General features: G+C 68.8%; 24 protein-coding genes and 1 pseudogene. 11 read left to right on the forward strand and 14 right to left on the reverse strand.

All coding sequences use genetic code 11. The features are described from left to right. Positions 1 to 73 precede the first annotated feature (73 nt). The gene (locus AC07FY_RS31715; protein WP_479013486.1) at positions 74 to 409 is read right to left on the reverse strand and encodes a hypothetical protein; all 336 of its coding nucleotides are present in this window, start codon (positions 407 to 409) and stop codon (positions 74 to 76) included. A 212-nt stretch (positions 410 to 621) separates the two neighbouring features. Here AC07FY_RS31715 and AC07FY_RS31720 point away from each other — a divergent pair, with 212 nt between their 5' ends. Next, positions 622 to 1,278 (forward strand): hypothetical protein, encoded by a 657-nt coding sequence (locus AC07FY_RS31720; protein WP_479013489.1) that lies wholly within the window; start codon positions 622 to 624, stop codon positions 1,276 to 1,278. 151 nt (positions 1,279 to 1,429) lie between these two features. Beyond that, the gene (locus AC07FY_RS31725) at positions 1,430 to 2,311 is read left to right on the forward strand and encodes a hypothetical protein (RefSeq protein WP_479013492.1); all 882 of its coding nucleotides are present in this window, start codon (positions 1,430 to 1,432) and stop codon (positions 2,309 to 2,311) included. Between the two features lie 562 nt (positions 2,312 to 2,873). On the opposite strand, the gene AC07FY_RS31730 is transcribed toward AC07FY_RS31725, so the two are convergent. Beyond that, positions 2,874 to 3,566 (reverse strand): helix-turn-helix domain-containing protein, encoded by a 693-nt coding sequence (locus tag AC07FY_RS31730; protein WP_479013495.1) that lies wholly within the window; start codon positions 3,564 to 3,566, stop codon positions 2,874 to 2,876. Further along, complete coding sequence (locus tag AC07FY_RS31735; RefSeq protein ID WP_479013498.1) at positions 3,563 to 3,724, reverse strand: hypothetical protein; 162 nt, start codon at positions 3,722 to 3,724, stop codon at positions 3,563 to 3,565. The genes AC07FY_RS31730 and AC07FY_RS31735 overlap by 4 nt, the downstream gene beginning before the upstream one ends. A gap of 938 nt (positions 3,725 to 4,662) precedes the next feature. Here AC07FY_RS31735 and AC07FY_RS31740 point away from each other — a divergent pair. The 3 genes from AC07FY_RS31740 to AC07FY_RS31750 all read left to right on the forward strand — a co-directional run bounded on the left by AC07FY_RS31740 (position 4,663) and on the right by AC07FY_RS31750 (position 6,947). Next, complete coding sequence (locus tag AC07FY_RS31740; RefSeq protein WP_479013501.1) at positions 4,663 to 5,142, forward strand: hypothetical protein; 480 nt, start codon at positions 4,663 to 4,665, stop codon at positions 5,140 to 5,142. 677 nt (positions 5,143 to 5,819) lie between these two features. Beyond that, positions 5,820 to 6,107: a hypothetical protein gene (locus AC07FY_RS31745; protein ID WP_479013503.1), complete on the forward strand. Its 288-nt coding sequence runs from the start codon at positions 5,820 to 5,822 to the stop codon at positions 6,105 to 6,107. 15 nt (positions 6,108 to 6,122) lie between these two features. Then, positions 6,123 to 6,947 (forward strand): helix-turn-helix domain-containing protein, encoded by an 825-nt coding sequence (locus tag AC07FY_RS31750; protein ID WP_479013505.1) that lies wholly within the window; start codon positions 6,123 to 6,125, stop codon positions 6,945 to 6,947. A 640-nt stretch (positions 6,948 to 7,587) separates the two neighbouring features. On the opposite strand, the gene AC07FY_RS31755 is transcribed toward AC07FY_RS31750, so the two are convergent. Together AC07FY_RS31755 and AC07FY_RS31760 are read right to left on the reverse strand one after the other, a co-directional pair. Then, positions 7,588 to 9,336 carry an IclR family transcriptional regulator domain-containing protein gene (locus tag AC07FY_RS31755; protein ID WP_479013508.1) on the reverse strand — a complete coding sequence of 583 codons (1,749 nt, stop codon included), beginning with the start codon at positions 9,334 to 9,336 and terminating at the stop codon, positions 7,588 to 7,590. Further along, positions 9,333 to 9,905: an RNA polymerase sigma factor gene (locus AC07FY_RS31760; protein WP_479013511.1), complete on the reverse strand. Its 573-nt coding sequence runs from the start codon at positions 9,903 to 9,905 to the stop codon at positions 9,333 to 9,335. The genes AC07FY_RS31755 and AC07FY_RS31760 overlap by 4 nt, the downstream gene beginning before the upstream one ends. Positions 9,906 to 10,598: 693 nt before the next feature. Here AC07FY_RS31760 and AC07FY_RS31765 point away from each other — a divergent pair. Next, positions 10,599 to 11,126, forward strand: a complete 528-nt coding sequence (locus tag AC07FY_RS31765) for a GNAT family N-acetyltransferase (RefSeq protein WP_479013514.1) — start codon at positions 10,599 to 10,601, stop codon at positions 11,124 to 11,126. 9 nt (positions 11,127 to 11,135) lie between these two features. On the opposite strand, the gene AC07FY_RS31770 is transcribed toward AC07FY_RS31765, so the two are convergent. The 5 genes from AC07FY_RS31770 to AC07FY_RS31790 form a co-directional block, all read right to left on the reverse strand. Further along, a protein-coding gene (locus tag AC07FY_RS31770) for an IS5 family transposase (RefSeq protein WP_479013517.1) occupies positions 11,136 to 11,944 on the reverse strand; the annotation gives its coding sequence in 2 pieces (ribosomal slippage) (positions 11,136 to 11,605 and positions 11,605 to 11,944; 810 coding nt in all). Between the two features lie 69 nt (positions 11,945 to 12,013). After that, positions 12,014 to 12,511 carry a hypothetical protein gene (locus tag AC07FY_RS31775; protein WP_479013519.1) on the reverse strand — a complete coding sequence of 166 codons (498 nt, stop codon included), beginning with the start codon at positions 12,509 to 12,511 and terminating at the stop codon, positions 12,014 to 12,016. Positions 12,512 to 12,515: 4 nt separating this feature from the next. After that, positions 12,516 to 13,655: a hypothetical protein gene (locus AC07FY_RS31780; protein WP_479013522.1), complete on the reverse strand. Its 1,140-nt coding sequence runs from the start codon at positions 13,653 to 13,655 to the stop codon at positions 12,516 to 12,518. Further along, positions 13,655 to 14,203 (reverse strand): hypothetical protein, encoded by a 549-nt coding sequence (locus AC07FY_RS31785; protein ID WP_479013524.1) that lies wholly within the window; start codon positions 14,201 to 14,203, stop codon positions 13,655 to 13,657. Before AC07FY_RS31785 ends, AC07FY_RS31780 begins: the two co-directional genes overlap by 1 nt. Positions 14,204 to 14,623: 420 nt before the next feature. Further along, complete coding sequence (locus tag AC07FY_RS31790) at positions 14,624 to 15,196, reverse strand: Uma2 family endonuclease (protein ID WP_479013526.1); 573 nt, start codon at positions 15,194 to 15,196, stop codon at positions 14,624 to 14,626. A gap of 707 nt (positions 15,197 to 15,903) precedes the next feature. Between AC07FY_RS31790 and AC07FY_RS31795 the strand changes: the two genes are divergently transcribed. From AC07FY_RS31795 to AC07FY_RS31815, 5 genes are all read left to right on the forward strand, one after another. Then, on the forward strand, positions 15,904 to 16,332 hold the full coding sequence (locus tag AC07FY_RS31795) for a hypothetical protein (protein WP_479013529.1): 429 nt from the start codon (positions 15,904 to 15,906) through the stop codon (positions 16,330 to 16,332). Between the two features lie 231 nt (positions 16,333 to 16,563). Further along, positions 16,564 to 17,151: a hypothetical protein gene (locus AC07FY_RS31800; RefSeq protein ID WP_479013532.1), complete on the forward strand. Its 588-nt coding sequence runs from the start codon at positions 16,564 to 16,566 to the stop codon at positions 17,149 to 17,151. 2 nt (positions 17,152 to 17,153) lie between these two features. Beyond that, positions 17,154 to 19,331, forward strand: a complete 2,178-nt coding sequence (locus tag AC07FY_RS31805; RefSeq protein ID WP_479013535.1) for a zeta toxin family protein — start codon at positions 17,154 to 17,156, stop codon at positions 19,329 to 19,331. A 207-nt stretch (positions 19,332 to 19,538) separates the two neighbouring features. Beyond that, on the forward strand, positions 19,539 to 19,793 hold the full coding sequence (locus AC07FY_RS31810) for a hypothetical protein (RefSeq protein ID WP_479013538.1): 255 nt from the start codon (positions 19,539 to 19,541) through the stop codon (positions 19,791 to 19,793). Positions 19,794 to 20,177: 384 nt separating this feature from the next. Continuing rightward, positions 20,178 to 20,513 (forward strand): hypothetical protein, encoded by a 336-nt coding sequence (locus tag AC07FY_RS31815; protein ID WP_479013541.1) that lies wholly within the window; start codon positions 20,178 to 20,180, stop codon positions 20,511 to 20,513. 65 nt (positions 20,514 to 20,578) lie between these two features. On the opposite strand, the pseudogene istB reads toward AC07FY_RS31815, so the two are convergent. From istB to AC07FY_RS31835, 4 genes and pseudogenes are all read right to left on the reverse strand, one after another. Then, positions 20,579 to 21,320, reverse strand: a pseudogene (istB, locus tag AC07FY_RS31820) (IS21-like element helper ATPase IstB). Then, positions 21,317 to 21,553, reverse strand: a complete 237-nt coding sequence (locus tag AC07FY_RS31825) for a hypothetical protein (protein WP_479013544.1) — start codon at positions 21,551 to 21,553, stop codon at positions 21,317 to 21,319. Before AC07FY_RS31825 ends, istB begins: the two are co-directional and overlap by 4 nt. Positions 21,554 to 21,747: 194 nt before the next feature. Further along, positions 21,748 to 22,392 (reverse strand): S8 family serine peptidase, encoded by a 645-nt coding sequence (locus AC07FY_RS31830; RefSeq protein WP_479013547.1) that lies wholly within the window; start codon positions 22,390 to 22,392, stop codon positions 21,748 to 21,750. 532 nt (positions 22,393 to 22,924) lie between these two features. Beyond that, complete coding sequence (locus AC07FY_RS31835; protein WP_479013549.1) at positions 22,925 to 24,793, reverse strand: hypothetical protein; 1,869 nt, start codon at positions 24,791 to 24,793, stop codon at positions 22,925 to 22,927. Positions 24,794 to 24,862 lie beyond the last annotated feature (69 nt).

Genomic DNA, 24,862 nt, shown 5'->3' on the forward strand with positions numbered 1-24,862 from the left:
CAGCTACCTCGCCGGTCTCCACCTCCGCGCCGCAATGATCTGGATCGACGACCTGCTCAAGACCACCCAATGATCACGACATCACACAGGCCCTAGCCGATTCCATGTCGTCGATCGCGACGAGCGGAAGCTTCCAGGCAGCGGCGAGCAGAGAGGCCCGTGAGGGATCCGCGTTGACGTTTACGACGGCCTGCACGTCCGCGATGCGCACCAGTTTCGCGCTGCTCTCACTTTCCTCATCAGATCCCACTTCGATGACGGGCTCGGTCATCCCACCCCAACGGTGGCTGGCCGTCCGCACCGCAGCGCGGAAGCCATCGGTGCTCCCCTCGGCAATGAGGTAGACGACCCGCGCGGGCAGTACCGAGACCTCGATGAGGCGGTGCCCGACGTACTCCTGATGTGCCATGCGGCCACCCAACCAGAAGGAACATTGGGAGGGGACCGCAATGCGCCATTAGCTGCGTTCACCCGGGGGTGGTCGTCGCTTGTTTGTGTCTGGTGGTGTGGGGTGGTGGGGGTGGTGTTTGTTGGGGGGTGTGGGTGTGTGGTGGCGGTGTGAGGTGGCCCGATCCGCACCGCCGCCGTGGACGCCGACCTTCCGGCCGCCGGGGGTGCCCGATGAGCGAGGCGCACGCCGCTAAACAGCTCGCCGAGCTGCACGGCCCTGATCACAACCCGTTCTATGGGACGTACGTTCGCGACTGGATCGCTCTGTGCGACGACCTGCGGGACGCAGATGTGCGCGGGTACTTGATCCTGCGCTCCCTGGTGTTCGAGGGGAAGGGCGTCACGAACCGCGTCCGGGTGCTGACCCTTGCCGAGCTGTGCCAGCTCATCCCCGGTCCGAACGGGAAGCCTTCGAGCCTAAGCCGGATCCGGGAGCTGCTGCGGTGTCTGTCGGCGGTCGGGCTGATCACCACCCCCGAGGGTGGTCCGGTCACCACGTCCTCCGGGGGGAAGGCCCAGGGCCGCCCACTGCGAATCAAGATCCATGACCAGCCCGCGAACGCCTTCAAGCCACGGTGGCCCAACACGGAGGAGAAGCTCGCTTCCATCCGGCCAAAGGCCGAGCAGGCGGCCCTCGAAGCAGCGGAGCGGGACACCTCCCGCTCGGCCGCCAAGGCTGCTGGTCGGAATTCCGACCACAACTCTGGTGATGACCTGGGAGAACGGGCGCCGCAGTCCTGTTCTTGTCCTTCTCCTTCTTCTACTGCTGCACAACCGGGGGGTCGGAGGCCACAGTGCGGGGGGTTTTACGCGTGCGGGTGCGCGTGACGGCGCGGCGCCTGAAAGTCCGACCTCTGCGGGCGGCTCCGCCGCCGATTCCTCTGAGTCAGCAGCAACCGAGGAGGAGGCCGGCGCCGCGGCGGCAAAGCCGAAGAAGCGGGCAGCGAAGGGCCCTCTTCAGGTCTCGGAGCTGAAGCCGGTGGCCGGTGAGGACGAGGTGTACGCGATGCTCGACGACCTCGGGGTGCTGACCTCTCCGGCCGCCCGCATCTCCACCTTGCGCCGCGCGGTACGGGAGTTCCTGGGGCACTACGCGGACGCCCGCTCGGGGCCGTACGCGATGTACCCGCGCCGCCCCGAGCACGCCGCACTCCGGCTGAGCATCGGGTGGCACCAGGCCGGGGGCCCTCTCCGTTCAAGCGCTGCCTACAAGGACGGGGATCGGATCGCCCGACCGGTCGGCTACCTCGCCGCGCTGCTCACCACCCATGAGTGCGACCACCCGAACTGTGAGGCCGGCATGTTCCTCAACACCGGCGAGGAGTGCAACACCTGCCAGTACCGAGTCGCGGAGCGGATCACCCAGGCGAAGGGCGCGCAGCTCCTCGCCGAGCAGCAGGTTCGCGCTGCGGCCTCGGCGGAGCTGCGGGCCCGGCAGGTGGCGGACGAGCGGGAGCAGGCGCACGAGGATGCCTTGGAGGAGAACGCGCGCCGCGAGGAAGCCGCCGCCCGCCGGGCAGCCCAGGAAGGCGCCGCAGCTGCCGAGGCCGAGGAAACCGCCCGCCTTCGCGCCGAACTCACCGAGCAGTTCGCCGCACTGGACGCTGGCGCGGCCCGGCCGGTTGTCCCTGCCCCCCTCCATGCCGCCCACGACCAGGACCCCGCCGACCCCGAGGCCGACGCCTTCCCGGCCGAGGAGGACCCGTTCGCCCCCGGCCACTTCGAGAACGAACCCGTTCTTGAGGCCCCCGTGTCGGACGTCACTGCCGACGTTCAGGAGCAGCAGGCCGCTCCGGCCCCATGGTCGCTGTCGCACCCGAACGCCCTATACGAGGCGGCGAAGGCCGCCCTGGCTTCCTAACGTTCAAGACCCGCCCGGTGCCCGCTCAGGTGCCGGGCGTGCCTAGGCCTGTGACCAGTCGTACTACGAGCTGGACCGGCCCACTCACGGAGATGAGCTTCACCGCCCGCGGCGGCACGGGTTCCAGTGGGGCCACCGCCGGAGCGAGATGTCCGGTATCCCCCGGTGGCTGGATAGGGCGGAGCGCGTGAGGACCGGGCAATCCCCTACCCCCACCGTCCGGACGGTGCCCGCCGATGCGGCCACGGCCCTGACGGGGAATGGAGCCAACCCTCCGGGGCCCGCTGGTCGGCATCCCCGACCAGCACTGGCCCCCCTCGACCCGTGCGCGGCCGTAGGCGGGCCGCCCGGCGGCGAACCCCACCGGACAGGCCTCCCGGCAGCGCGATCGCCCGTCAGACCCGCACGCGGGCACCTACGGCCTCGGGGGTCCGCCTTTCAGACGGCCAGCGGCAAGGGGCCGGCTCGAGCGCGGCGGTACGTCGCGTTCAGCACGGCCGCCCCCGTGGAAGACCCTGCCGGGGGCTCCGGCGTTCCGACAGCTACGGAGATTGGCCAGACGTCAGCCGGCCGACCCGGGCAGCCATGCGGTGGTCTCAGGCCGGTCGAGGGTTTTGAGTCGACGCCATGTGAAGACCCAGTCATCGATGTTGGCGATGCCGCAGGCTCGGAGAAAAGCGGTGCAGCGGTCGAATGCCGGTAGCTTCGTACCGTTGAGCATGTCACTGATGGTGCTGCGCTTGAGCTGGCCGTTACTGACAGCCTCCAACCTGCGATAGGAAGGCTCACCAGCCCAGACGTGCACAGCTGTGAGGGCCGCGATGAAGTCCGTCGGCGTCTGGATCGGCAACGGGTCGGGGCGCCCGTACTGCGGCATCGGCTCCCTGTTGTACATGACTTGGGAGCCGGCGGTCTGCGTTGCTTGAACCGGAGACGGATTAACCGTGACGTTCTGCGCCCCTGAGATGACCACGCCGCCCTCGCCACTACTGGCGGTTCCCACCGTGGTCGGGCCACGGACCTCATGTCGAGCTTCGTAATGCAGATCCTGCAACTCCACGACCACTTCTTCGGGGGCTGCGAGTGCTTCGAGGAGGCGACGAAGCTCTGCCTTCGAGGGGTACTTCTGACCGCTGATGATGCTGTTGAGTGAGACTCGGGGGATCCCTGTCACAGAGGCGATGTGTGTCAGGTTGGTGTTGTCCCGCCGGACGAGCTTTCGGAGCCCGTAGGCCAAATCCTCGCGCGCGTTCACGCCTGGCCGCCTTGGCGCAGATAGTTAACGGCGCGGCGTACCGGGGCCGCGATGATCTCGGTGAGGACGGCGGCGAGCACAGCGCCGATGACCTCGGCAGCGTGGCCGGCAGCCCACATCCACGTCAGGCCGCTCACAGCTGCCAGGGTGGTGATCACCGTCAAGATGCGAGCGAGACCGAAACTGCGGGGTACTTCCGGTGTGGGGACACAGCCAGCGGGTGGCGCCTGGACAGGCCGGCGGAACCAATTCTGCGACAAGGGCATGGTGACTATCCACTTCTTGGGGTTCGCCTGGAGGACTCTCGATCGGCACGTCCGGGTGGAGCGGCGCGAGGGTTTCGCAGACCCTTGTGCTTTCCGTGGGACGGAAGTGCTTCTTCAAGCATGCTGACGGCTCGCTGTGAGAGCAATAGCCCTTGGTTCGACGCAAGTTGCTCAGAGCGGCCAACAAATGACGCCCTATCAAACGGAGGGGCATCATCCGTTACGTGAGAGGGCGCCCCGGCTCTCAAGGGTCGTCCGAGGCGTGTCCGCAGGAGTCCGCAGTCGTCCGAGAGCGTCCGGGACCGTCCGGCAGGGGCGGTCGTCGAATCGCCGAGTCAGATAGCGTTTCAGGACGCGCTGCCAGCCTGATGGCGAGTCAGTGCAGGTCGGCCGCTGTCCGGTGCTGTCCGGGGCCGTCCGCTACGCGTGCGTAGCCCCCTTTCCCGTAGGACAGTGGACGGGCTAGCCACTCCTTCGCCTGGAGGGCTTTCGGGGACGGTTGTTCGCAGCGACCAATCCCCATCGTGTGACCCATATCACACGCGGTGGGCGGGTGTGCAGCCTTGGTTGCGCATCCGCCCACTGTCGTTCACCACCGCTGCCGCAGCTGGGGCACCCGTGCCCGCTCCGGCGGCGACCACCGCCACCACCACCGCTCCCGTCCCCGCGCCCGCGCCGGCTGACGCCCGTGTTCCCGCACCCGCCGCTCGCCGGGTACCGCTCCCGCTCCTGCTGCGGCGCCGCCGGTGCGGGAAGCCGTCGATCCGTGGGCGCTGCCCGCCAGCGTGGATGTGAAGCACTCTTGGGGTCCGCTGACCGAGAGGTTGAACGTGCCCCGGGATCTGGACCTCGGCGACCGCGTGAAGGCGCTGGAGCAGCTCGGCGTCAACCGGCTCGCTCACGCCGCGATCGTCGGCGTCGTCAAGGACGTGCTGCCCGAGACGCGGGTGGGTCTTCTGGTCGGCTCCCGCAAGTGGCCGCTGCTAGCCCATCGCATGGACCAGATCCGCGACCAGGGCGGCAGCGGACTCCTCGGCGCGTACCTGGCCCGTCTCCAGGCCGATACCACCTGGAAGGACGGGCCCTACCTCCACCACGGTCGGGCGGCTCGTGGAGGCGACGCTGCGCTCCTTGACGACACCGCCCTCGGCGCCGGCCGCGCCCGTGTCCCGGTCTTCCCGACGGCGGGCCGTTCCCGCTTCACCACCTCGGCGGCTGCTGCCTCCCGGGAGCCGGCTGCGGCGGAAGCCGCGGTGCCCGCCCGCCGGCAGCCGGCCGCGCCGACCCGGCGTGGGGGGTGGGCCCGGTGACGTTGTATGCGTGAATGGCCGGTCCGAGTTGCGTTTGGGTGGCGGGAGGGGAGGTCCGTAAGGCGCTTTACGGAGGGTGTTGTGCCCGGAGATGACGGCAGGGCCGTCCCGGCGGGTGCGGGTCGGCCCTGTCGTGTGAAGCGCTCACGCGCCAACGTGGTGCTTCGTTGTGTCCCTGCTGCGGAGTCACCTACTTCAGGGGTTCCGCCGGTTGCCCGGTCGGTGTGCCCCCCACGGTGCCCTGCCGCGGTCGCAGGAGGCAAGTTTCCTTTGGACGGGGTTGGACGAATGGGTGTGGTCGTGCGGGTTGGGTGGGCGCTGCACGGGGCTTGCCGGGGGAGCGGTGGGGAGGGCCGCTGCGGTCTCGGGGGAGGGAGGGGAGGTTTGTGGAGGTCAGAGCGTTCCGAAGGGCTTTGCGTGTGTAAGTTGCGCAGCGGGGACGCCAGTGGACGAATGAAAGGACATTCCGCCCTTATGGGGTGCGGCCGTGGGCTTGTGGTCCCCGGACGCCTGTGACTGTCTGTCATGCTTGTGGTCCCCGGGGAGGCGACGCCAATCGCCCCTGGGGGAGCGCCACTTGGCGCGGAGTCACCGATATCGGGAGGGCGCTGTCCCGCGCCCTCCCGTCCCTCTACTTCAGGGTCGCCAGGTAGCTGGTGTCCCGGGCAGGAGATGTCATGGGAGTACGTCCGGAGCCGGCCCGCTCGGGCCTGGCGCAGCGAGACACGGGCGGGCGGCCGGCCGCGGGGCTGACGATGCCGCAGGCGGTCGTGATCAGTGTCGTGACGCCGGTGGTGTTCGTCCTGGCGGTGGTGCTGAGCCTGCGGGGGATGCCGACGGGGGAGGTCTTCCGGCTGCTGGGTGGGGCGGGCTTCATCGTCATGGTCCTGGTCGTCGCGGTTACGCCGGGAGGTCGGGGCGCGGTGGTCGCGGCGGCCCGTGCCGCGCTCCAGGCCGGCCGGTAGAGGGGAACCGGGGTCATGGGGCGACCTGAACTCCCCGTCGAGCACACCGTCCCGAGCCGGGGGGCCCTGGCCGCCGCGCTGCGCGAGCTGCGCTCCGCGGCGGGGCTGTCCTATGACGAGCTCGCAGTAGGTACTGGGGTGCCGGCGACTACGCTCAAGCGTGCTCTTTCGGGGCGGTGCGTTCCCGCCTGGGAGATCGTCACGGCGATCGTGGAGGTCTGCCATGCGCATGAGGGGCTACTGGTGGAGCTGTCGATGATGGAGCTCAAGGCTCTGTGGAAGGAGGCCCGTATCGTCGAGCGCGGGCGCCTGCAGGAACTGCGCCGTCCCGCATCTCCGGAGCTGATCACCTCGCCCGGGGCGTTGAGCGAGGCGCTGGTCTACTTCTACGAGAAAGCCGGCGGCCTGCCGCTGCGCCGCCTGCGGGAACTGGCGGGCGGCGCGCACCTGCTACCGGTCAGCACGGCCGGGCGGATCGTGAACCGTCAAGCGCTCCCGGCCAGCCGCCAGCAGTGCGTCGCCTTCCTGACCGCTTGCGGCATCACGCCACACTTCGTGCAGCGCTGGGCCGACGCCTACGACCGGGTCACCGCGACACCACGGCCCCTCCCCGGGACGCAGCGCTGGGAGGACGCCGTCATGGCCTTCAGCAGGGACGCCGTGCGCCCGGAGCGCTCCGCCGGCCTTGGAGCCGTCCGCCTGGCAGACCTGGACCGGGGGCCCGGCCGGGCGGCACGCCTGCGCGGAGAGGACATCCTGCGGGACCTTCTACGCGAGCAGGCCCCCCGCGAGGTTCGCTTCGTGGAGCGTCCTCGCAGGCTGCGTCCGCGGGCGGCCTGAGGCGATAAACCGCTTCAGGCCGCCGGGAGCGACCCGGCGGCTGGGGTGGGCTGGGCGAGGCGTGAGCCGAGGCGCCAAGCGCATCTCACCCGCGGCCGCGCGTACCTCTTCGGAGCGGGTTTCTTCCTCGAGGGCGCCGAGCAGCATCATGACCGCCCTGGCTTCGTCGCCGGTGAGGAGCTTGAGGCGGGTGTCGGTGACGGCGTCCAGGAGCACGCGAGGAAGTCTTCGTCATCCATGTCCATGCGAGGGACAACGCCGTACCGCGGCCACCGGTCACCACCGCAGCGCCGGTCGGCACGCCGGTGCCGTGCCCTCGCTGGGGCCTGCTTGTCAGTGCCCGTCCGTAGCGTCGAAGGCGAGCGCGAGCAGCCGTAAGTGATCGGCCCGTACGGGAAGGGGCGAAGCGGCTGCGCCTGGACGTCCACGGTGAGGGACGTACCGGGGGTCCGGGGCTGGACCGGCTGAGGCCGCCAGGTGAAGGTTCCGTCCTCTCGGCTGCGGCTGCGCACGCGAAGGCCGGAAACCGCGGTGTGCCGTCTGAAAGCGCCGGTGTCCGGTGCTGCCGTGAAGCGGTCCGCCTGGCGCCCTGCCCGGTCACGGCGTTCTGTGGTGCGGGGACCGGGCAGGGCTGGGTGGGTCAGGGGAGGGCGATGGAGCGGGGTGGGTCGGTGCGCCCTGCGGGCCAGATGTCGCCGGTGTCCGCGGCGGCGGTGTCGTCGGGAGTGGTGGTGGTTAGGAGGTGGGCGAGGAGGAGTCCGGTGGAGAGCTTGCTGAGGACTTTGGCAGTGCGCTTGAGGCGGTGGTGCTGGTCGGTGGGCAGGGCCAAGGCGACGCACGTGGCATCGTGGCCGGGCACGGTGAGGGAGAACGCTGCGCAGAGGTTGAGGTTGGAGTACTCCAGGAGGTCGAAGTGCAGGGCCCTGGGGCCGTGGTTGTCGAGGTTGTCGAACAGGGTCCGGGGGTTGGTGATGGTGCGCCCGGTGTAGGCGGTGGGTTCGTAGCGGGCGAGGTGTTCCATGCGGGCGTCGAAGTTGAGGTCGGCCAGGAGTGCTTTGCCGACGGCGCTGGCGTGCGCGCTGTCGGTGAACGCCGCACGGACCTGGACCGGGGGTGCGTCGGGGCTGTGGGAGGACTGAAGGATCTCGACTTCCCCGCCGGTGTAGGTACTGAGGTAGACGGCGGCGCCGAGGTGGTCGCGCAGTGCGTCGAGGGTCTGCTGCATGAGCAGCTCGTGCTGCTCGGGCCGGCCGGCCATTTCCATGACCGGCCCCGGCAGGTGCGCTCCGGCGATGGTCTCGACGAGGTACTGGGCGCGTAGCCAGTGCAGCAGCCAGGCGGTGGAAGTCACCGACATTCCGGTACGCCGGGCGAGGTCGCGGGTGCTGATCCCCCCGGACTGCTGGATGTGGTGGAGCAGGTTGCGGGCTTTGAGGGCGGCAGCCTGCTGGCTGGGGGGCTGCGCCGGCAGGATTCGGGAGCGCGCCATGTCCGCCAGGACCGCCGGGCGCAGGGCGTTCGCGGACCACGGCCCCTTGCTGTCTGCGTCGGGAACGGTTGCGGCGGAGGGACCTGTGCGGGCCGTGTCCGCGGCGGTGGCGGCCGCGGCCGCGATATACGGGGCGGGATCGGACAGGGGCTGGACCAGCCTCCCGCCCGACGTCCCGTCCAGGGACCGCAGGTACGGCCGCCGTGCCCTGGCGGCGGGCCCGGTCGCCTCGCCGGCTGACCGTCGGTCGGGGGTGGGAATGGCGGGTGGAGGAACCAGAACCAGGTGCGGCCCCCCCGGCTCGGGCTTCGGGACCACCTCGGCCGCTCCCGCGTCCGCAGCGCCGGCGCCGGCGGCCGTGGTGTTCTGGGCAGGGCCGGGCGTGAGGAGCTCGGCGCGTACGCCGAGGTGGCTGCGGACTTCCTCGAAGAACTGCGGGTCCTCCACGGCCGGTGGCGGTTGGGTGGGTGAGGGCCGGCGGTGGGCGGTAGCGGCCAGGAGCCGGCGGGCGTCGGTGTGCCCGTGCCGGGCTGCCTCCGCGACCAGGAACCGTACGTCCTCACGCCGGTCTCCATCAGCCCGTCCGGCCAGAGCCGCCAGCCTAAACAGGGCACCGGGATGCCCGGCCTCACTGGCCGCGCCCAGCCACCGCTCGGCCCGCAGCAGCTCACCGCGCACCAAAGCCTTCGACCCCAGCCGATACAGCGAGTTCGCATGCGCCCGCTCTTCCAAGGTCAGGCGGTAGGTGTCGGTAAGCGGCCCGAAGTAGCCCTTGGGGCGATCCCAGAAATCATGCGGCCCGGCGAGCTCGGCCAGCAGGTGCGCGAGCCCGGCCGGCACCACCGGCTCCGGGCGCGCCGCCCCGCTGCGGTGGCCGTCGTTCGTGCTCACATCCGTCACCTGTCCTTCCTTTCGCAGCTCTTCTTCCGATGCCCATCCCGAATATGCCCAGCGAGCTTGCGCCTTAGGTAAGCGACGGCCTTCGAACGCAGTTTGTGCAGCTGCGAGGCAGCTATGCCGAGCGCGGCAGCGATTTCCACATCGCTCAATCCCTTGCTTTGCAAGTCCACCACCTGCCGCCGCCGGCCCTCCGGCATCCGCTCGATCTCCCGCCGCAACAGCTCCCCCTGCCGCCGCCGGACCTCATCCACCACCTCCCGCTCATCCGCCAGCCCGTTAAGCGCCTGCATGTCCATCACCAGCCGCTGCCTGCCCCCGCGCAGCTCCTTTCGGCACTCATCGACGGCCAGATTCCGCGCGGTGGCCCGCAGGTACGCCATCACGTTCGTATCCGGCGCCAACTCCCCGTCCGTCGCTTTGAGCCCCACCCGCAGGAACGCTTCTTGGACCACGTCCTCGCACGTCGCCAACGACAACGACCGAAAGGAACGCCGCAGCACGTACGGACCGGAAGCCATGAACGCCGGATACGCCTCCAGCAGCCGCTGCATCACACCCAAATCCGGCACGCACTCCTCTTCCGCCCCCTCGCCTACCACGGGCCCCGCTCCCCGCCGGCCACTGGACCGGCGTCGGTGCCAACGCCGACGCCAGCAGGAGCAGGAGCAGGAGCGGGGGCGGCTACCGCGACACGCACGACGACCTCCGCCCCCACGGCTACCTCCACCCGCACACCAACACCTGCCGGTCCGCCACCGCATTCCTTCTGCGCCACGGCCGCCGCGGTCGCGTCACGGCGGGCACCCTGGGGGCCGGCAGGGCTTCGCCGGTACAGGCTCACCACAGCGACCAGCGCGTGCACCGCGCTCACGGCGGTCGGGACAAACCCGATCCACTCCAAGGACGGCGTCATGTTCAGTGGTTCTCCATCTACTTGGCGGGACGCGGTCGGCGTGAACGCGTCCTCGCCCCGCAGACGAACCCCAGGGCACACTTCTCCCCCACAGCCCCCCGATTCACCCGAGAGAGTGAACGCCGGGCCCGTTCCGCGCTCCGGCGCACGCTGGCATCTTTGACGAAGAGCGACGTGGGAAGCGGTCTGCGGATCAAGGTTTCCGTGACGGCCTGAGCGGCGCGTCTTACCGGCTCGCCGCGTCTTACTGATCGTTTCAGAACGAAGCGGTTGGCCAGAAGGGTCGGCTCCTGCGGCTCGCATAGGCTGGCCGGTCTCTCATCCGACGCACCACGACGAGGGTCAGCCCATGCGCAACAGCACCAGGATCCGCCTGATAGAGCCCACCGATGCTGCCCCGATCGCCGCGCACCGGATGCGGGACTTCGAGGCTTTCCGGCCGTGGGAACCGGACCAGCCAGCCGACTTCTTCACCTCGAAGGGCCAGGCGGAGCGGATCGACAGGCTGCTGGCCGGATACCCGGCCGGCACGGTTTGGCCGGGCGTGGTACTCGCCGACGACCAGGTGATCGGGCAGGTCACCGTCGGAGGCATCCTGCCGCAGCCGCACCTGCGCCGCGGCTCCCTCGGATACTGGATCGCCAGCGTCGCCCAGAATCAAGGGCACGCCGGACGCGCAGTCGGGCTCGTACTCCGGGTGATGACGGATGAATTCGGGTTGCACCGCGCCGAGGCGTCCACCAACCTGGAGAATCTGCCGTCGCAACGGGTGCTGCGCCGCAACGGGTTCAGCCCGTACGGCGTCGCGCACTCCTCGATCTTTCTCGACGGGAACTGGCGGGACGCGCTGCTGTGGGAGCGGGTCGTCGGCGACTGACTGATCGTTTCACAGCGAGGTCCGCAGGCGGCGGAGGCATATGAGGCTGCAGGCCAGTTCGAGCAGGCCCTGATGCAGGTCAGCACGTCTTTCGTAGCGGATGCGGAGTCGTTTGAACTGGTGAAGCCAGGCGAAGGCGCGCTCGACTACCCAGCGGACCTTGCCCAGTCCGGAGCCGTGGGCGGCACCTCGTCGGGCGATCACGGGTTTGATGCCGCGTTTCCACAGCAGGCGGCGGTATTTGTCGAAGTCATAGCCCCGGTCGGCATACAGTCGCCGGGGCTTGTGCCGAGGGCGTCCCCGCCGGCCCCGGATCGGGGGAATCGCGTTCAGCAGGGGCAGAAGCTGGGTGACGTCGTGCCGGTTGCCGCCGCTGAGCGTGACGGTGAGCGGGGTTCCGTGCCGATCGACGATCAGGTGGTGCTTGGAGCCGGGGCGGGCCCGGTCGACTGGTGAGGGACCGACGTGGTCCCCCCTTTGAGGGCCCGGATGTGCGAGCCGTCCACGGCACAGTCGTCCAAGTCCAGCAGGTCGGCGCGGCGCAGCTCGCCCAGCAGGGTGGCGTGCAGGCGGGGCCGGACACCGGCCTCGGTCCAGTCCCGCAGCCGGCGCCAGGCCGTCACCCCGGAGCAGCCCACACTCTCGGCGGGAACGTCACGCCAGGCGACACCGGTCCGTAGCACATACATGACGCCAGCAAGCGCCGTTCGGTCGGGAACACGCAACCGCCCTGGATGGCGACGGCGCCGCTCGGGAACAGGGGGCAACAGCCGGGCCACCCGCTCCCACAAGTCGTCAGGAACAAGATCAACACGCACCCCGGACACCCTGCCGACCGAGATCGCCGAGCACAAGACCCACAGCTCAACTCATTCTGAAACGATCAGTTAGTTGGTCTGGAGTTGCAGGCGGAAGGCCGGGCAGACGTCCGGGTCGGTGTCGTCGTAGATGACGATCCGTTGGGCGTCGATGCCGATGGACAGCTTGTCCAAGGTGTCTCCTGAGGTGACCTCCGTCGGGTCCTCGAACTGCAGTCGGAGCAGAGACCTGCGCGTCGAGGCACGCGCGTCCTCGACCTCCCAGGTGCCGGAGCCGGTGAAGGCCCTGCCCGGCTTCGACGTGTGGAAGCTGCCGGTGGGCCAGTTCTCCGTCGTGAGGGTGCCGCCCCGGTTGCCGCCCGGGGTGGTGCTGAGGGTCAGGCGGACGCCCTCCGCCTCGCGTGAACCGACGTACGTACCGGCGAGCTGAGCCGCGCTGACCGTGGTGGAGGGCTCCGGCACGCAGCGCTCTGCGGAGTTCGAGCCGCAACCGGTGAGCAAGCCGGCGACGACGGCCAGGGCTGCCGTGGCGCAACGGATGGCATGTGATCTTGGGCGCTGGTGCACGAGACTACTTTCCGTCTGCGGGGATGCGCTCAGTCCACGTGATCTTCTGATCGACCGTGGACAGCATGCCCTCCTCGCGGTTGGTCTTCTCCAGCCACTCGTAGTAGCCGACATAGTGGAGAAGAGACTCGTTGCTGGTGGAGTTGTTCAGCGAGTACTCGACCACCAGCGAGCCGTCGGGGTCCTGTCCCTTCACGGTGTAGTCGAGGGAGTACGACCCCACGAACGCCTCGCCCAGATGCTCCTCGTCGCTGGTGACGATCGCCGGGAGGTCGGTGGTGACGAGCTTCTTGAGCGCGCCGATCTTACCGTCCTTGGATATCGAGTAACTGACGGTGCCCTCCTGCGCCGCGTTGTCCCGCCAGTCGGCGACCGTGTCGGCGCGGAGCTGCTCCATGCTGACACTCTTCTTGATCAGTTCCGTCATCGTGTCGCCGTCGTGGTACTCGCGGTCCCGCGGGCCGAATCCCGTCCCGTAGTCCCAGCCCAGCGCATAGGGTCCTTCACGCCGGCGGGCGGGATACGGGTCCTTGCCCTGCATGGCGAGGTTGAGGGCGTTGTAGTCGTCGTGCGAGATCCTGTCCGTCGTGTCGATGTTCCTGTGCTGCGGATCGCTGTTGAACCACTGCCCGAGCCCGACGTCCGACATCAAGGCGAACGCCAGGTTCCCGTCAGCGGCGATGCCCCGCTTCACGACACCGTTGATCTCGCGCTGAGCGCCCTCGATCGCCTTGGCCTCCGCGGAGTCCTTCTCGATCACCTTGCACTGGCCGTCGAACACCGTGGTGGCAGCGATCCCACTGGCCTCGATGAGGACGCCCTTCTCCTGGGCACGCCGGACAGCGTCCTGAAGGTCCTTCTTCACTGCTTTGAACTCACCGAGAGCGTCATCCAGCACCCCGATCGCCGCTTCGGCAACCTTGGCGGCCGACGCGATCTGCCGCTCGATGTCGTCGATCATGCGCCAGGCGTAAGGGGCCGCGGCGCCCTCCCAATAACCCTTGTCCTTGAGAGGGGTGAGCATCTCGTCGCGGACGCGCTCCGGAAGCTCGGCAAGAGCCTCACGGGTGGTGCGCCACTGAGCGAGCAGCTTCTCCAACGGACCCAGATCCGTTTCCAGGATCTCCCGGTAGAAGCTGGTCATCAGAGCCCGTCCAGTTGCGAGCGGCGGGACACTCCGCGGAACGAGTGGTCGATGTCCGAGTTGGTCGTGTTGTAGTCCCGAGCCGCGATGCGCAGGCTTTCCGCGATGTGCGCCAGCCAGCCCGCGACGGTTCCCGCCTGCTTCTCCCACTGCTTGTGCGCTGCCTTGAGGGCATCGGCCGTTTCCCAACCCGCCATGGCCGAGGAAGCGGTCCGGGCAGGCTCCTCAAGAGCGGCCGCCGGTTTCGTGAAGGCAGTGTGTATCTCGTCCGCTTTGCTGGCCGCCGTGGTCAGGACCTTGGGAGCGATCTTGAGCGCGTCCTGGGACGGACCACCCGGCGCGGGCGCGAACGGCTCGAAGGCGAGCGGCGGCTGCTGTCGAAGCAGGGGTGGCCCGGTGGTGGGCAGGGGAGCGGGAACCAGCGGATCCGCGTAGCTGTCGGCAGGCGGGGCTGTGAAGACAGAACCGCCCCACTCGGAGCCATGCCGCTTGAGTTCGTCCGGGGTCAGCGGCAGCCGTTCCGGCTCCGGCAACGTGTCATCGGCCATGCGGTGGAAGCCCCCGGCGAGCGACGTAGAGCGAAAATTTGTGCGCTCACACTCTACGGGAGTTGATCAACGCTCATAGAACGGGTTGGGGCCCGCTTCTGGCTGGCGAAGAGGGCCGCAAAGCGGAGCAGCTTGTAACCGCTGTGGCGCGCTGGAAAACGGGACCGAGGGCGCTCCGGGCGTGCAAGGCAGACGTCGCGGGGGAGGTTGTGACCGAGGGGGGTGGGTCCATCCCCCTCGTGCGCGGGGAGCAGGCTGGTCGACCTGGGACTCTACGCGGCCGGAACCCCGTTCTCGCGCACTTTCACTGAGTCCGGCACCCCACCCGTAGCTCCCTATCTCGGACCTTCATCGTCGCCCTTACCCTGCCGATCCAGGCTGTTCGTAGACGGCCGCAGGGGAAGGGCGAGGCTTCGTGTGTCAGCCCGTCCTGCGGGCCTGCGCCAGGCCGGCAGGGTCAATTTCGAACAGGAACGGCTCCGTGATCCGGGTGACGGCGCCGGGGAGGGCGGTCGCCGTCTCGACGTAGCGGCCGCCCTCCAGGGCGCAGCAGATCAGGCGAGGCGCCGGATCGAACTCCAAGCGCCAGTAGTACGGGATCCCGGCCTCGGCATAGAGGAGGGGCTTGACCTTGCGGTCCATCGGCTTGTTCCCGGGCGAGACAAGTTCGACAACCAGCTGCACGGCCTCGGCGTCGATACTGACCCCGTCCTCGGCGGTAGCTCCGGCGTCGGCCACCACGATGTCCGGCACGACGAGCCCCGACGGCAGGGTCACGTTGATCGCTTCCAGCACCTCGACCGCTGCACCGGCCGCCTCGGCAGCTGCGTCCAGCATGACGTGGAGGCGGAAGCTTGCCCGCTGGTGGCGCAGGCCAGGAGCTGGGGACATCACGAGCGATTCCCCCAGCAGCTCGTAGCGACGGGTACGGTCCTCCGGCAGGGCCAGGACGTCGGCGACGGTCCACGGCCCGTGATGCTGGGCAATGCTCATTCCCTTCACCTCCTCATCGCGCGCACTGACAGTGTGGCGCGGCACGGCGGCCCGTGTCTCCCCGTCGACAGTGCAGTCCGCACCGGCAAAGCGGAAGCGTGGCCTGTACGGTCAGCAACGCCACGCGCCGCTCTCACCCTGACCTAGGAAGCAAGCAGGTCGGTGCGCTCATTCGGACAGTAGTGGAACGGAGCCAGCACCGTGATCGTTCCAGCCAGTACTCCTTTCGTCCCGGCACGCGAGCCTGGTGGCCTGACATCTTGGGGCGGCCGCGCATTCCCCCGGGCACGGGTGCGGCGGATCACTCAGAGTAACGATGTCGATGTTTGAGGCTTGGCCTCGAATAGATGGGTTCACGGCGACTTGGTCCCATTGTTTCTTGGATGGGAGGCCGCCGGTGCACGTTGTGGCGATCATGGAGGCACTGGCTGAACAGGGCATCACCGTGCTCTTCAAAGCCGACGCCGAGCGGATGGCAGGGCGGCGTAAGCCCTGAACGTTCGTAGTCAGCGGCTCGCCTCTGCGTGACGACGTTCTCGTACCACGGACGCCGCCTCGGTGGCGCAGTGTCTCGAGTCTTGTCGTCAGCCGCTCGTGCAGAATTCTGGCCAGATTCTCCGAAGCTCTGGACGGCGGCCCGCCCCTTCCTGCATCCTCCTCGCCATGCAGAACACGAAGAACCGGGTAAGAATCCACCGGAAAAGCTAATGAAGATCACCATCGAAGGTGCGGACAAGGAATTTGCCGAGAAGCTGGTTAAGCTCGCCGCCGAACACAACGCGGAGCTGACCGTCACAACCGTCGACACCGGCTGGACGGTCGAGCGGGCCCTTCTTTACCTCGGCGACCTGCCCGCCAACGCCATCCGCTTCGCCCGCCTCGTCGTCGACGAAGGCGGGACCAAGAGCGCCGATGAACTGCGCAGCGACTTCAAGAACCAACTGCGGGGACCAACCATCGCCCTGTCGAGGGCCCTGCCCCGCGGCGTACGGAGAGGCTGGTGGCCGGAGGGGACCCCGGCCCCCATCAAGCCCCAGTTCGACCCCGAACACCCCAACTGGCAGAAGGCCAAGGCGTACGTCATGCCTCCCGAGACCGTGGCCGTCTTTCGGCAAGCGTTCGAGCAACTCGTCTGATCCCCTGCCGTAGGTGCCGCACCTGAAGCCCCGCGGCGGCACGCACGACCATCCGCGAGCTCCACCTCCCTCTACGAGGGAACCACCGGAGCTCGCGGATTATCTGGCCAGAGAGACCACCAGGGGGCGGAATCAGCCCCCCGCCGACGCCTCGCTCGTTGTCGTCCCGAGCGAACTGCCCCTGGTCGCAATGCGTCTACCGGATGGTGAACACCTACAAGGAGGAGTCCCATGCCCACGTCCGATAACGGAATTTCCATCACCCACCAACTGGAGACGCACGGCTGGTCGAACGAGGAGACTGCTGCGTACGAGGCCGCGGTCGAGGCGGTGAACGGGCTCGTCGGCGTGTACAGCGCGGTGATCGCCGCCGAAGAGGCCAAGGCGCAGCCGAACCGCGAGGCGATCGATGCCGCTCGGGCCGCACAGCACCGCCTCGCCCGCGAACGGGAAGCGTTGCGCTCAACCGACAAGGAGCAGATCGCCGAGGCCCGCACCCGCTATTCCGCGCTGGCTCGCGAGGTACGGGCTGGTCTGCATGCGACGCGCCCCGTACGAGGTGGCTACCGGCCGGAGGCATTCGAAGACGTGCCGACCGCCACGGTGTACGACATCTTCGCGGAAACAGCTTCCCGGTTCATCGGCCTGCTCATGGCCCGTGCGCAGGCCGCCTCAGAAGGGGAGCAGCCACAGCAGTGGCGGGACCAGGCCCTTGCGGTGCGGGCGGCCAGTCGGCGAGTCCCGGCGCACGACCGCAACGAACTGCTGAATCACATCGCGCAGTGGCAGAACGACATCGCCCGCCTGGAGAGCCAGTGAGCATGGCACAGCCCAGCGACTACTTCCTCGACGACGACCAGCTCCGCAGCCTCTTTGAAAAAGTAGTGCGACCTGCCGTTTTCGACGGGTACAACCCCCAGGCCGAACCGGTGCTGTCGCTTTTCGGCGCGCAGCAGGGAGCGGGCAAGAGTCAAGCTATCGCCGCCCGGCGGCAAGAGCCGGACGGGGGTGACCTGGTCGGGTTAAGCCCGGACGATCTACGTCCGCTGCACCCCCGATACGCGGAGGTGCTGGCCGCATACCCGCTGATGATGAAGGACGCCACGGCGCAGGCCACCACGGCCTGGGTCGCAATGTGCCACGACCATGCGCGCCGGCACGGCTATGGGCTGATCCTGGAGGGGACGTTCAAGGACCCGCAGGAGCTGCTGGACATCGCCGCCACCTATGCGGCACACGGCTACCGGGTCGAGATGACCGCTCTCGCCGTCCGGCTGGAGCGCAGCAGCCTGGACATGCTCAACCGCCACCTGCCGGCGCATGACGCCGCCCCGGGCGGTTGGGTTTATCCCGAGCGGGCACAGAACGCCTATCGGATGATCCCTCTTGCGGTGACGGCAGCCGAGGCCGCTCCGCAGATCCACCGGATCAAGGTCACGAACCGAACTCGTGAAGATCTTTACAGCAACGTGCGCACCGCAGACGGCTCCTGGCAGCATGAGCCTGCCGGGGCGGCTGCCATCGAGGCCGAGCGAGCCTGCCCCCTGCCGGCCGCAGAGGCAGCAGAATGGCTGCGGCTGTGTCATCGCGTGGCGTTGAACTTCGCTGCAGCTGACCACCTCGACGACACGACCCTCGACGCCCTGAACCGCGTGCTCAGCGACGCCCACCGGGTCGGTCCGATGGCAGCATGGACAGACTCTGACCGGTCCAAGCACTCAGCGGTGGAAGACCTCGTCACCGCGATGGCCGCCCCACATCCGTGGGACCCCGCCACCAGCCATAGCCTGCTCGCTGCCCTTCGTCAGCTGGAAAAGATTCCCGACAGCTTGACCATCGAGCCGCTGCAGCGCATCCAGGAACGTGCAGCCACCCGCCTGGACCCGACCGCAAACAGGCTGGGTGCCGCGCCATCTCAGCCAGCGCGTCCGCCCGTCGCGGGCACCATCGACCCTGCCGAAATCGAGCGGTACCGCCTGCCGGAGGCCGAGAACGAGCAGATCTTCCGTGAGCGGATCATCACCGACCTTCTGGCCGGGCGCGAGCCACAGGCGATCTCCACAGTGGTCTTCATCATCGGCCAGCCCGGTGCAGGCAAGAGCCGCGTCACCGAGGACGTCGCAGCTGCTCTCAACCAGCACGGCGGCTTCGTGGACGTCGACAGTGACCTCTACAAGCCCTACCACCCCGACTACGAAGACCTGATGGCACAAGACGACACCCTCATGGCCGCCTACACCCGGGCCGACGGCCGTGCGTGGATGGCACGAGCAGAGGAGTACGTCCGATCTCACGGGCTCAACGCGATCGTCCAGGAGACCTCCCAGAACGCGCAGGCCGTCGAAGACAAAATGCGGGCCTACCAGCAGTCCGGCGCCCGTATCGAAGCCCTGTTCATGGGGGTACCGAAAGCACTGAGCGATCAGGGCATCGTCAATCGGTACTTCGAGCAGCTCGCCGACCGCGGACAGGGACGGCTGACCGTCCAGGCCAATGCCGACGAGTCCTTCAGCGGCATCCTGGACCTGGCCGATCGCGTCGACCGCGGATGCCTGGTGGACCTGGCGGGAGTCTACCGACGGGGCGAGACGAAGCCCCGGTTCAGCAACAGCCTGGACGACACCAGGCAATGGGGCAGCCCGCCGGCTATCCGAGCCAGCATCGAAGCCGAACGGGCCCGGCCCTTCGCGCCTGCGGAGAGCCAGGGTTTCGTCGACACCCAGCTCCGTCTGCGCCAGGCCAGTCGCGGACTCGGGCCGGAATGGCCCGAGAGGCTGTCCAGAATCGAGCGCGACGCCGTTCCGATCCTGCTGCCCGCCGACGTTCAGCGACTCACGCCGGCCCGGCCGTCACCCGTGGCGGCACGGTCACGCAGCACCACCACCACTAGAAAGCCGCCCCAGCCAGGGCGTAAACCCTCCCCAGGTACCACTCCTGAACGGCAAGCACCTCAGCGCCGACCGGACGGTCCGGACGCGGGGCGTGGACGTAGCAGGTAGTCGGCTGTGGGCCGGGGACGGCTCACAGCGGCACAGGGTCCCGGCTCGCTTTCGCAGAGGGCGACCCGGGACCCTGTCTCGCTGGCAGCGACCATGGCCACTCAAAAGAGGGGCCACCACCAACCTGCCGAACCTTCTGGCCGAACCGGGCAGCGGACGCCAGCGGAAGTCGCGAACGCCGTCAGTGGCATCGGAGGGGATGTGTGCATGAATCTCGAAGCGTCAACGACCTCCATGGTGGACGGCTGGTGGTGGCCGACGGCCGTCGGGTCGCTCGTGGTGCTGCTCGTACGGAGCAGCTACCGCCGGGTCGCCGGCCAGTTCAGCGTCCCGACCTTCACCAGCCGGGATGTCGGCGCGGTGCTGTCGCCCGTCCCGGCATGCCTGCCCCTGCTCTTCCTTCCGACCGCTTTCCCCTGGGCCTCCTGCGACAGCTCAGGACACCGGGCGCCCCGACCCTGACTGTGGATCTCCTTTTGGTCCTCGTTACGGCCGTCGGCGGCATGACCATCGCCCAACGGTCCTGATCACAGGCTGGCTAGGTAAGTGAGAACGCGGAACGTATGTAGGTGGGTTTGGAGAGCGTTCGGGGCTCGGCGGTGGGTGAAATGTTGGCGAGTTCTGGGAACGCCTGGGTCAGTGTTTCGGGGGCCACGCTCGCGGTCGATGTGTTCCGTGAGGTGAAATGGGGGCGCTCGGCGTCGCAGGCAGGGACTAGGACTGGGGTGCGCGGTGGGGACGATACTCAAGGGCGTGGGCCGCGTTCGGTGGCACGAGCTGACGCACGCGTATGGATCAGCGGAAGAGGTCCCGGGCCGGTTGTCACGGGTGGCGTGGGGCGACGCGGTGACCAGCGCTTCAGCGTTGAGTGATCTTGGGCTGTGGCTCGGAGAGCTGTCTGTCTTCGACGCGACTGCCGAGGCAGTTCCGTTCCTGTGGGATCTCGCGGTGACTGACTCTGTCCCAAGCCGTGCCGATGTGATTCAGCTGCTGCAGACGATCCTCGAACAGGCGAATCCTCCACGACTCGACGTTCAATACGCCGCTCACCGAGCAGTGCTCGATGGTAGGAGCCTGGCGGACAGGCTGGCTGGTGACAGGGATGTCGCCGTGCAGGCAGCGGCTCAGAGCTTGGTGGCCGCGCTCGACAACCATGTCTGCGAGGCCTGCCGTCTCGCCTGACAACAGGCCCGGGCTTCTGTGCTGGCGACCGTCCACCGCGCCGAGAATGGGATCGGAATGTGTCGTCAGCTGATGCTCTGCTGTTCAGCGCGTGCTCGGGTGGTGGCGAGCCGGTAGGAGTCGGTCCCGGTTTCGATGATGTTGCCGCCGAAGGTGAGACGGTCGACGATGGCCGCGCAGAGGCGGGGGTCGGTGAAGGTCTTGGTCCAGCCGGAGAAGGACTCGTTGGAGGCGATGGCGACGCTGTTCTTCTCCTCGCGTTCGGTCCGGACCTGGAAGAGGGGTTCGGCGCCGCGGCGGTCGAGTTCCATGTAGCCGAGTTCGTCGATGCAGAGGAGATCCACGCGGCCGTATCGGGCGATGGTCTTGGTCAGCTGCTTCTCATCGGCGGCTTCCACGAGCTCGTTGACCAGCTTGGTCGCCAGGACGTACTTGACCCGGTAGCCGGCCATCGCGGCCTCGGTCCCTATCGCGATCAGCAGGTGGGACTTGCCGGTTCCGGAGTTCCCGATGAGGCAGAGCGGCAGCCCCTTCTTGATTCATTCGCATTTGGCGAGGGTATGGATCACGGCCGCGTCGGGGTTGGGGTGGGCGTCGAAGTCGAACTTGCGGTGCGACTTGTCGCGGGGGAAGCCGGCGGCCTTGATGCGGCGCTCTGAGCGGCGGCGGGCCCGGTCGTCGCACTCGGCGAGGAGGAGTTCGGCGAGGAAGCCGAGGTAGGACATGCTCGCGTTCGGCCTTCTCGGCCAGCTCGGGAAACTGGGACCGGATGGTGGGCAGCCGCAGCATGCGGCATGCCTGGTTCAGCTGGCCGGGCGGCTGACTTCTGTGCGCAAGCGTTCGACCGCTGCAACGATCTCTGCGTCAGTGGCAGGCTCCAGGACGGTAATCCCGTGCGGCCCGCCCGGACTACGGTGCGCGATGTCGAGTTTTACAGTGAGCCAGGCTCTGAGACTTGCAAGCTCGCGCACAGCTGCGTCCCGTTCTTGGCGAGCCACCTCCAGCTCGCGGCGCAGCACGTCGAGCGGTTCGTCAGGCACGAGGCCTCCAATTTGCGAGGTCCGGGGGGAACACAAGGGTCCCCCCGGACCACACCCGGCCCGCGGGGACAGTTCGGCTCGAGTTCACACGCTGGCTGGGGGCGCAGGCCCCGCCGGGTCCGGGCGAAGCCTGGTCACGCCGCCGTTCGTGACCGCGGGCTCATCGCCGGCCGAGGCGAATAAGTCCGGAAGGGTCAACGTCGGCGGTGCTTGACGAGCACCGTGACGCCGACGCCGAGGCTCACGGCGATGGCGGCGCCCACTGCTGGCCACTGCCAGGAGAAGCCGGATTCCGCATCCGCAGACTCCGCCCCTTGTGGCACCCCAGCTGTCGGATCAGCGCTCGGGGTGGGGGGCTTGGAGGGGGCTAGGGCGGCGAGAGGGTCGATGTCTGGCGCTCCGGGGTCCCCCGGACCTTCGAGCAGCGCCGTGCGGGGGCGGGCGACTCCGTAGCCGATCCAGTCGTTGCGCCCCAGACCGTCGCGGGGCGTGCCGGCGGTCTGGATGAGGACACGGGCCACCTGGTGGGCGGTCCAGTCGGGGTGAGCGGACCAGACGAGCGCGGCGGAGGCGGAGACCAGAGCGGTGGCGTAAGAGGTGCCACCGTCTGCCACGCACCAGGCAGTGTTCTTCTTGCAGCGGATCGGGGCCTTGCCCCCGAAGGCGGCCAGGTCCGTGTGGCGCCCGTGGGAGCTGGACGGACGACCAGCGCGGTGCCTCGTCGTCGGGGGTTCCGGGGCCCGCGAAGTGGAAGGGGACGCCCAGATGGGCGGCCAGGGCTCGGCCGGCCTTGTCGGCGGCCGCGGCGGGTGGGGTGAGTCCGGGGGCCGTTGGCTCATCGCCGAGGTAGCGTTCGGCTGCGCCCCAGTACACCGAGGCCAGGTGGCACTCACCCACCGGGCCGGCGGTGATGGCGAGAACGCATGTAAACCAGTCGTGCTCGGTGTCCCTGTCCCACACCACCTCGATCGCCACCACCCTCCCTTCGGCCCCGGCGGCCTCGGCGGCGAGTGACTCCACGTCGAGGGGAGCGTCGGGGACGCGGGCGACGTTGTCGCCGTGGTGGCGGTAGCGGTCGTGGACGATCAGCTGAGCTTCGTACAAGCCCAGCCCGTGAGTACGGCCGTAGTCCCACCCCAGGGCCCGGATCGCCGCGAAGCGGTTGTTCGCCAGGATGTGCTCGTCGACCTGATCGGTGAGGGCGATCGGCAGAGTTACCCACCAGTCGGTCAGGTCCTGGTCGGTCTTCATGGCGGTGCTCCCCCTCGTGCGTGTGGCCGGGTCACTGTAGGCACTGCGGGGTCGGTTACGCTCCCGACTTATGTCCGCGGACAAAAGTCGGGTCCGTCGACGGTCGACGCCCAGGCGCGTCTAACCGGCCGCAAGCAGTCGCCAAGCCAGGGCGCGGAGCTCCTCGTCGGGATGGCCATCTTCGTTGAGAGGGGTGTCGCTGAGCAGGCGGGTCGGGGAGAAGGCGAAGGCACGGAGCGTGGGTCGGAGGTCTTCGAGGACCGCACCCATCGTGGCGAGCGCCTTGAGGGCGCTGAGGCCGATCGGGCTGGCGGAGACCAGTTCCGCGAGGATGGGAACGGCGAGGTCCGGAGAACCGGTGATGGCGTGATGGGCTTCGGCGGCCCGGCTCCGGGTCCAGTCGTACCTGGCGCTCAGCAGGGGCTCGATGATCGGCATCAAGGGGGCGGCTGCGGGGCCGAGCGGTTTGAGGCTGCTCAAGTACCAGTGGGTCGGGCCCGGCCCGGGGAGCAGGTCGTCGAAGGTGCGGAGTGCGAGCTCGGGCTCGCCGGTCAACCGGTAGTGGGCCGCGGCGGCTGCCGTCCGGAGCGAAGCGTCAGCGCTCTGGGCGGCTGCTTCGAGCAGGGTGATGACCTCGGATGTTGCAATGGCGTCGAGTCCGAGGCGGCGAGCGGCCGCTATGGGTGCCCGGCCGGTCCGCAGGCAGTCGACCAGCTCGGGGTTCGCCTGGCGGGCCACGGTTCCCAAGGGGGCCAGTGCCTCGATCAGGTCGGTAGCCGCGTTCCCGGTGGCTCCGGCTGCCAGCTCTCGGCGGATGGCGGGTATCAGCAGGTCTCCGGAGGCCGGGAAGGCTCGGGCGGCCGCACGCAGGGTTTTGGCGTCGGGGCGGTGCAGCACCAGGTCCAGGGCACGGGGGTCGCGGGTGCGCACCAGAGCCAGGAGCGCAGGGTCGGCGGTGTCCCCCTCCGCCCGGGCGTAGTCGTACAACGTGTCGCGCAGCTCCGTACGCGGATCCGGCAGGAGCTCGGTCCAGGAGGCGATGGTGGACAGCGTGCGGGTGAGCGCTGGCGTGCCCTCATGATGCGGGAGCGCGGCGAGAAGCAGGTCGAGGACCTCGGGCTCCCGGTCGCGCCAGGTCTCCACGATCTGCCGGGCGAGCCAGGAGCCGCGTGAGTGGAGGTCCCCGGCCGCGATCCAGTCGGCTGCCACGGCGAGGCCGGCGTCCGGGTCCCGGGTCAGCAGGTCGGTGAGGTGTTGTTCTTGGGAGGGGGTGCCGGGCCAGGGGAAGCCGTCGTCCCCGGGGTCTGGTTCGGCGCCGTCCTCGGCGAAGATTTCGACTAGCCGGTTTGCGTACGGAGGACCGGACCGCTCGGCGGCGAGCAGGGCCGCGGCGAGTCTGACATCAAGCAGCGGGCTCCCGAGGGGCTCCTCGACCGCACGGCCGAGGAGGGCCAGGACTACCATCGCGTCCGCCCGTACCGCCGGGACGGGATCGGACTGGTACATGGCGTCGAGCCGGGTCACGACCGGAGCGCGCAGCTCGGCCGGCATCTGGTCGGCTACGGCCGCGACCACGCGGAGGGCAGCCCGGCGCACCTCGCGCTCGGGGTCGGTCAGGCAGGGCAGCAGGTCCGGGAGTAGCCGGGAGAGCTCCGTGCAGATCGCGGCGAGCGGGCTGCCGGGCCAGTGGGGTGACTCGCGGTCGGTCTGGTCGTGGTCGGCGAGGGTGGCGAGCAGCATCAGCAGCTCGTCGCGCTTGTGCGGGGCGTGGCGGACGGCATGGGCGAGGAAGGGGACGGCGGGTGTCGAGGCCGGGTAGACCGTGCCCTGGTGGTGAATGTTGCCGTACAGCTCGTAGATCGCTTCGTCGGCCACGGATTCGTCGTCCTGGTACAGCGCCCTGATCAGGTCGGGTACGTCTTCGGCGGGGCCGTAGGCGTGGGTGAGGGTGTGCCACGGCACGGTGTCCAGTTCGGCCGGAGATTTCATGGGTCCGCGCTCCTCAGCTGATCAAGTGCGCTGACTTTAGCGATCAGCACTGACAAGGCTGGATAGCGG

This window comes from Streptomyces sp. NPDC045967 (assembly GCF_056430495.1).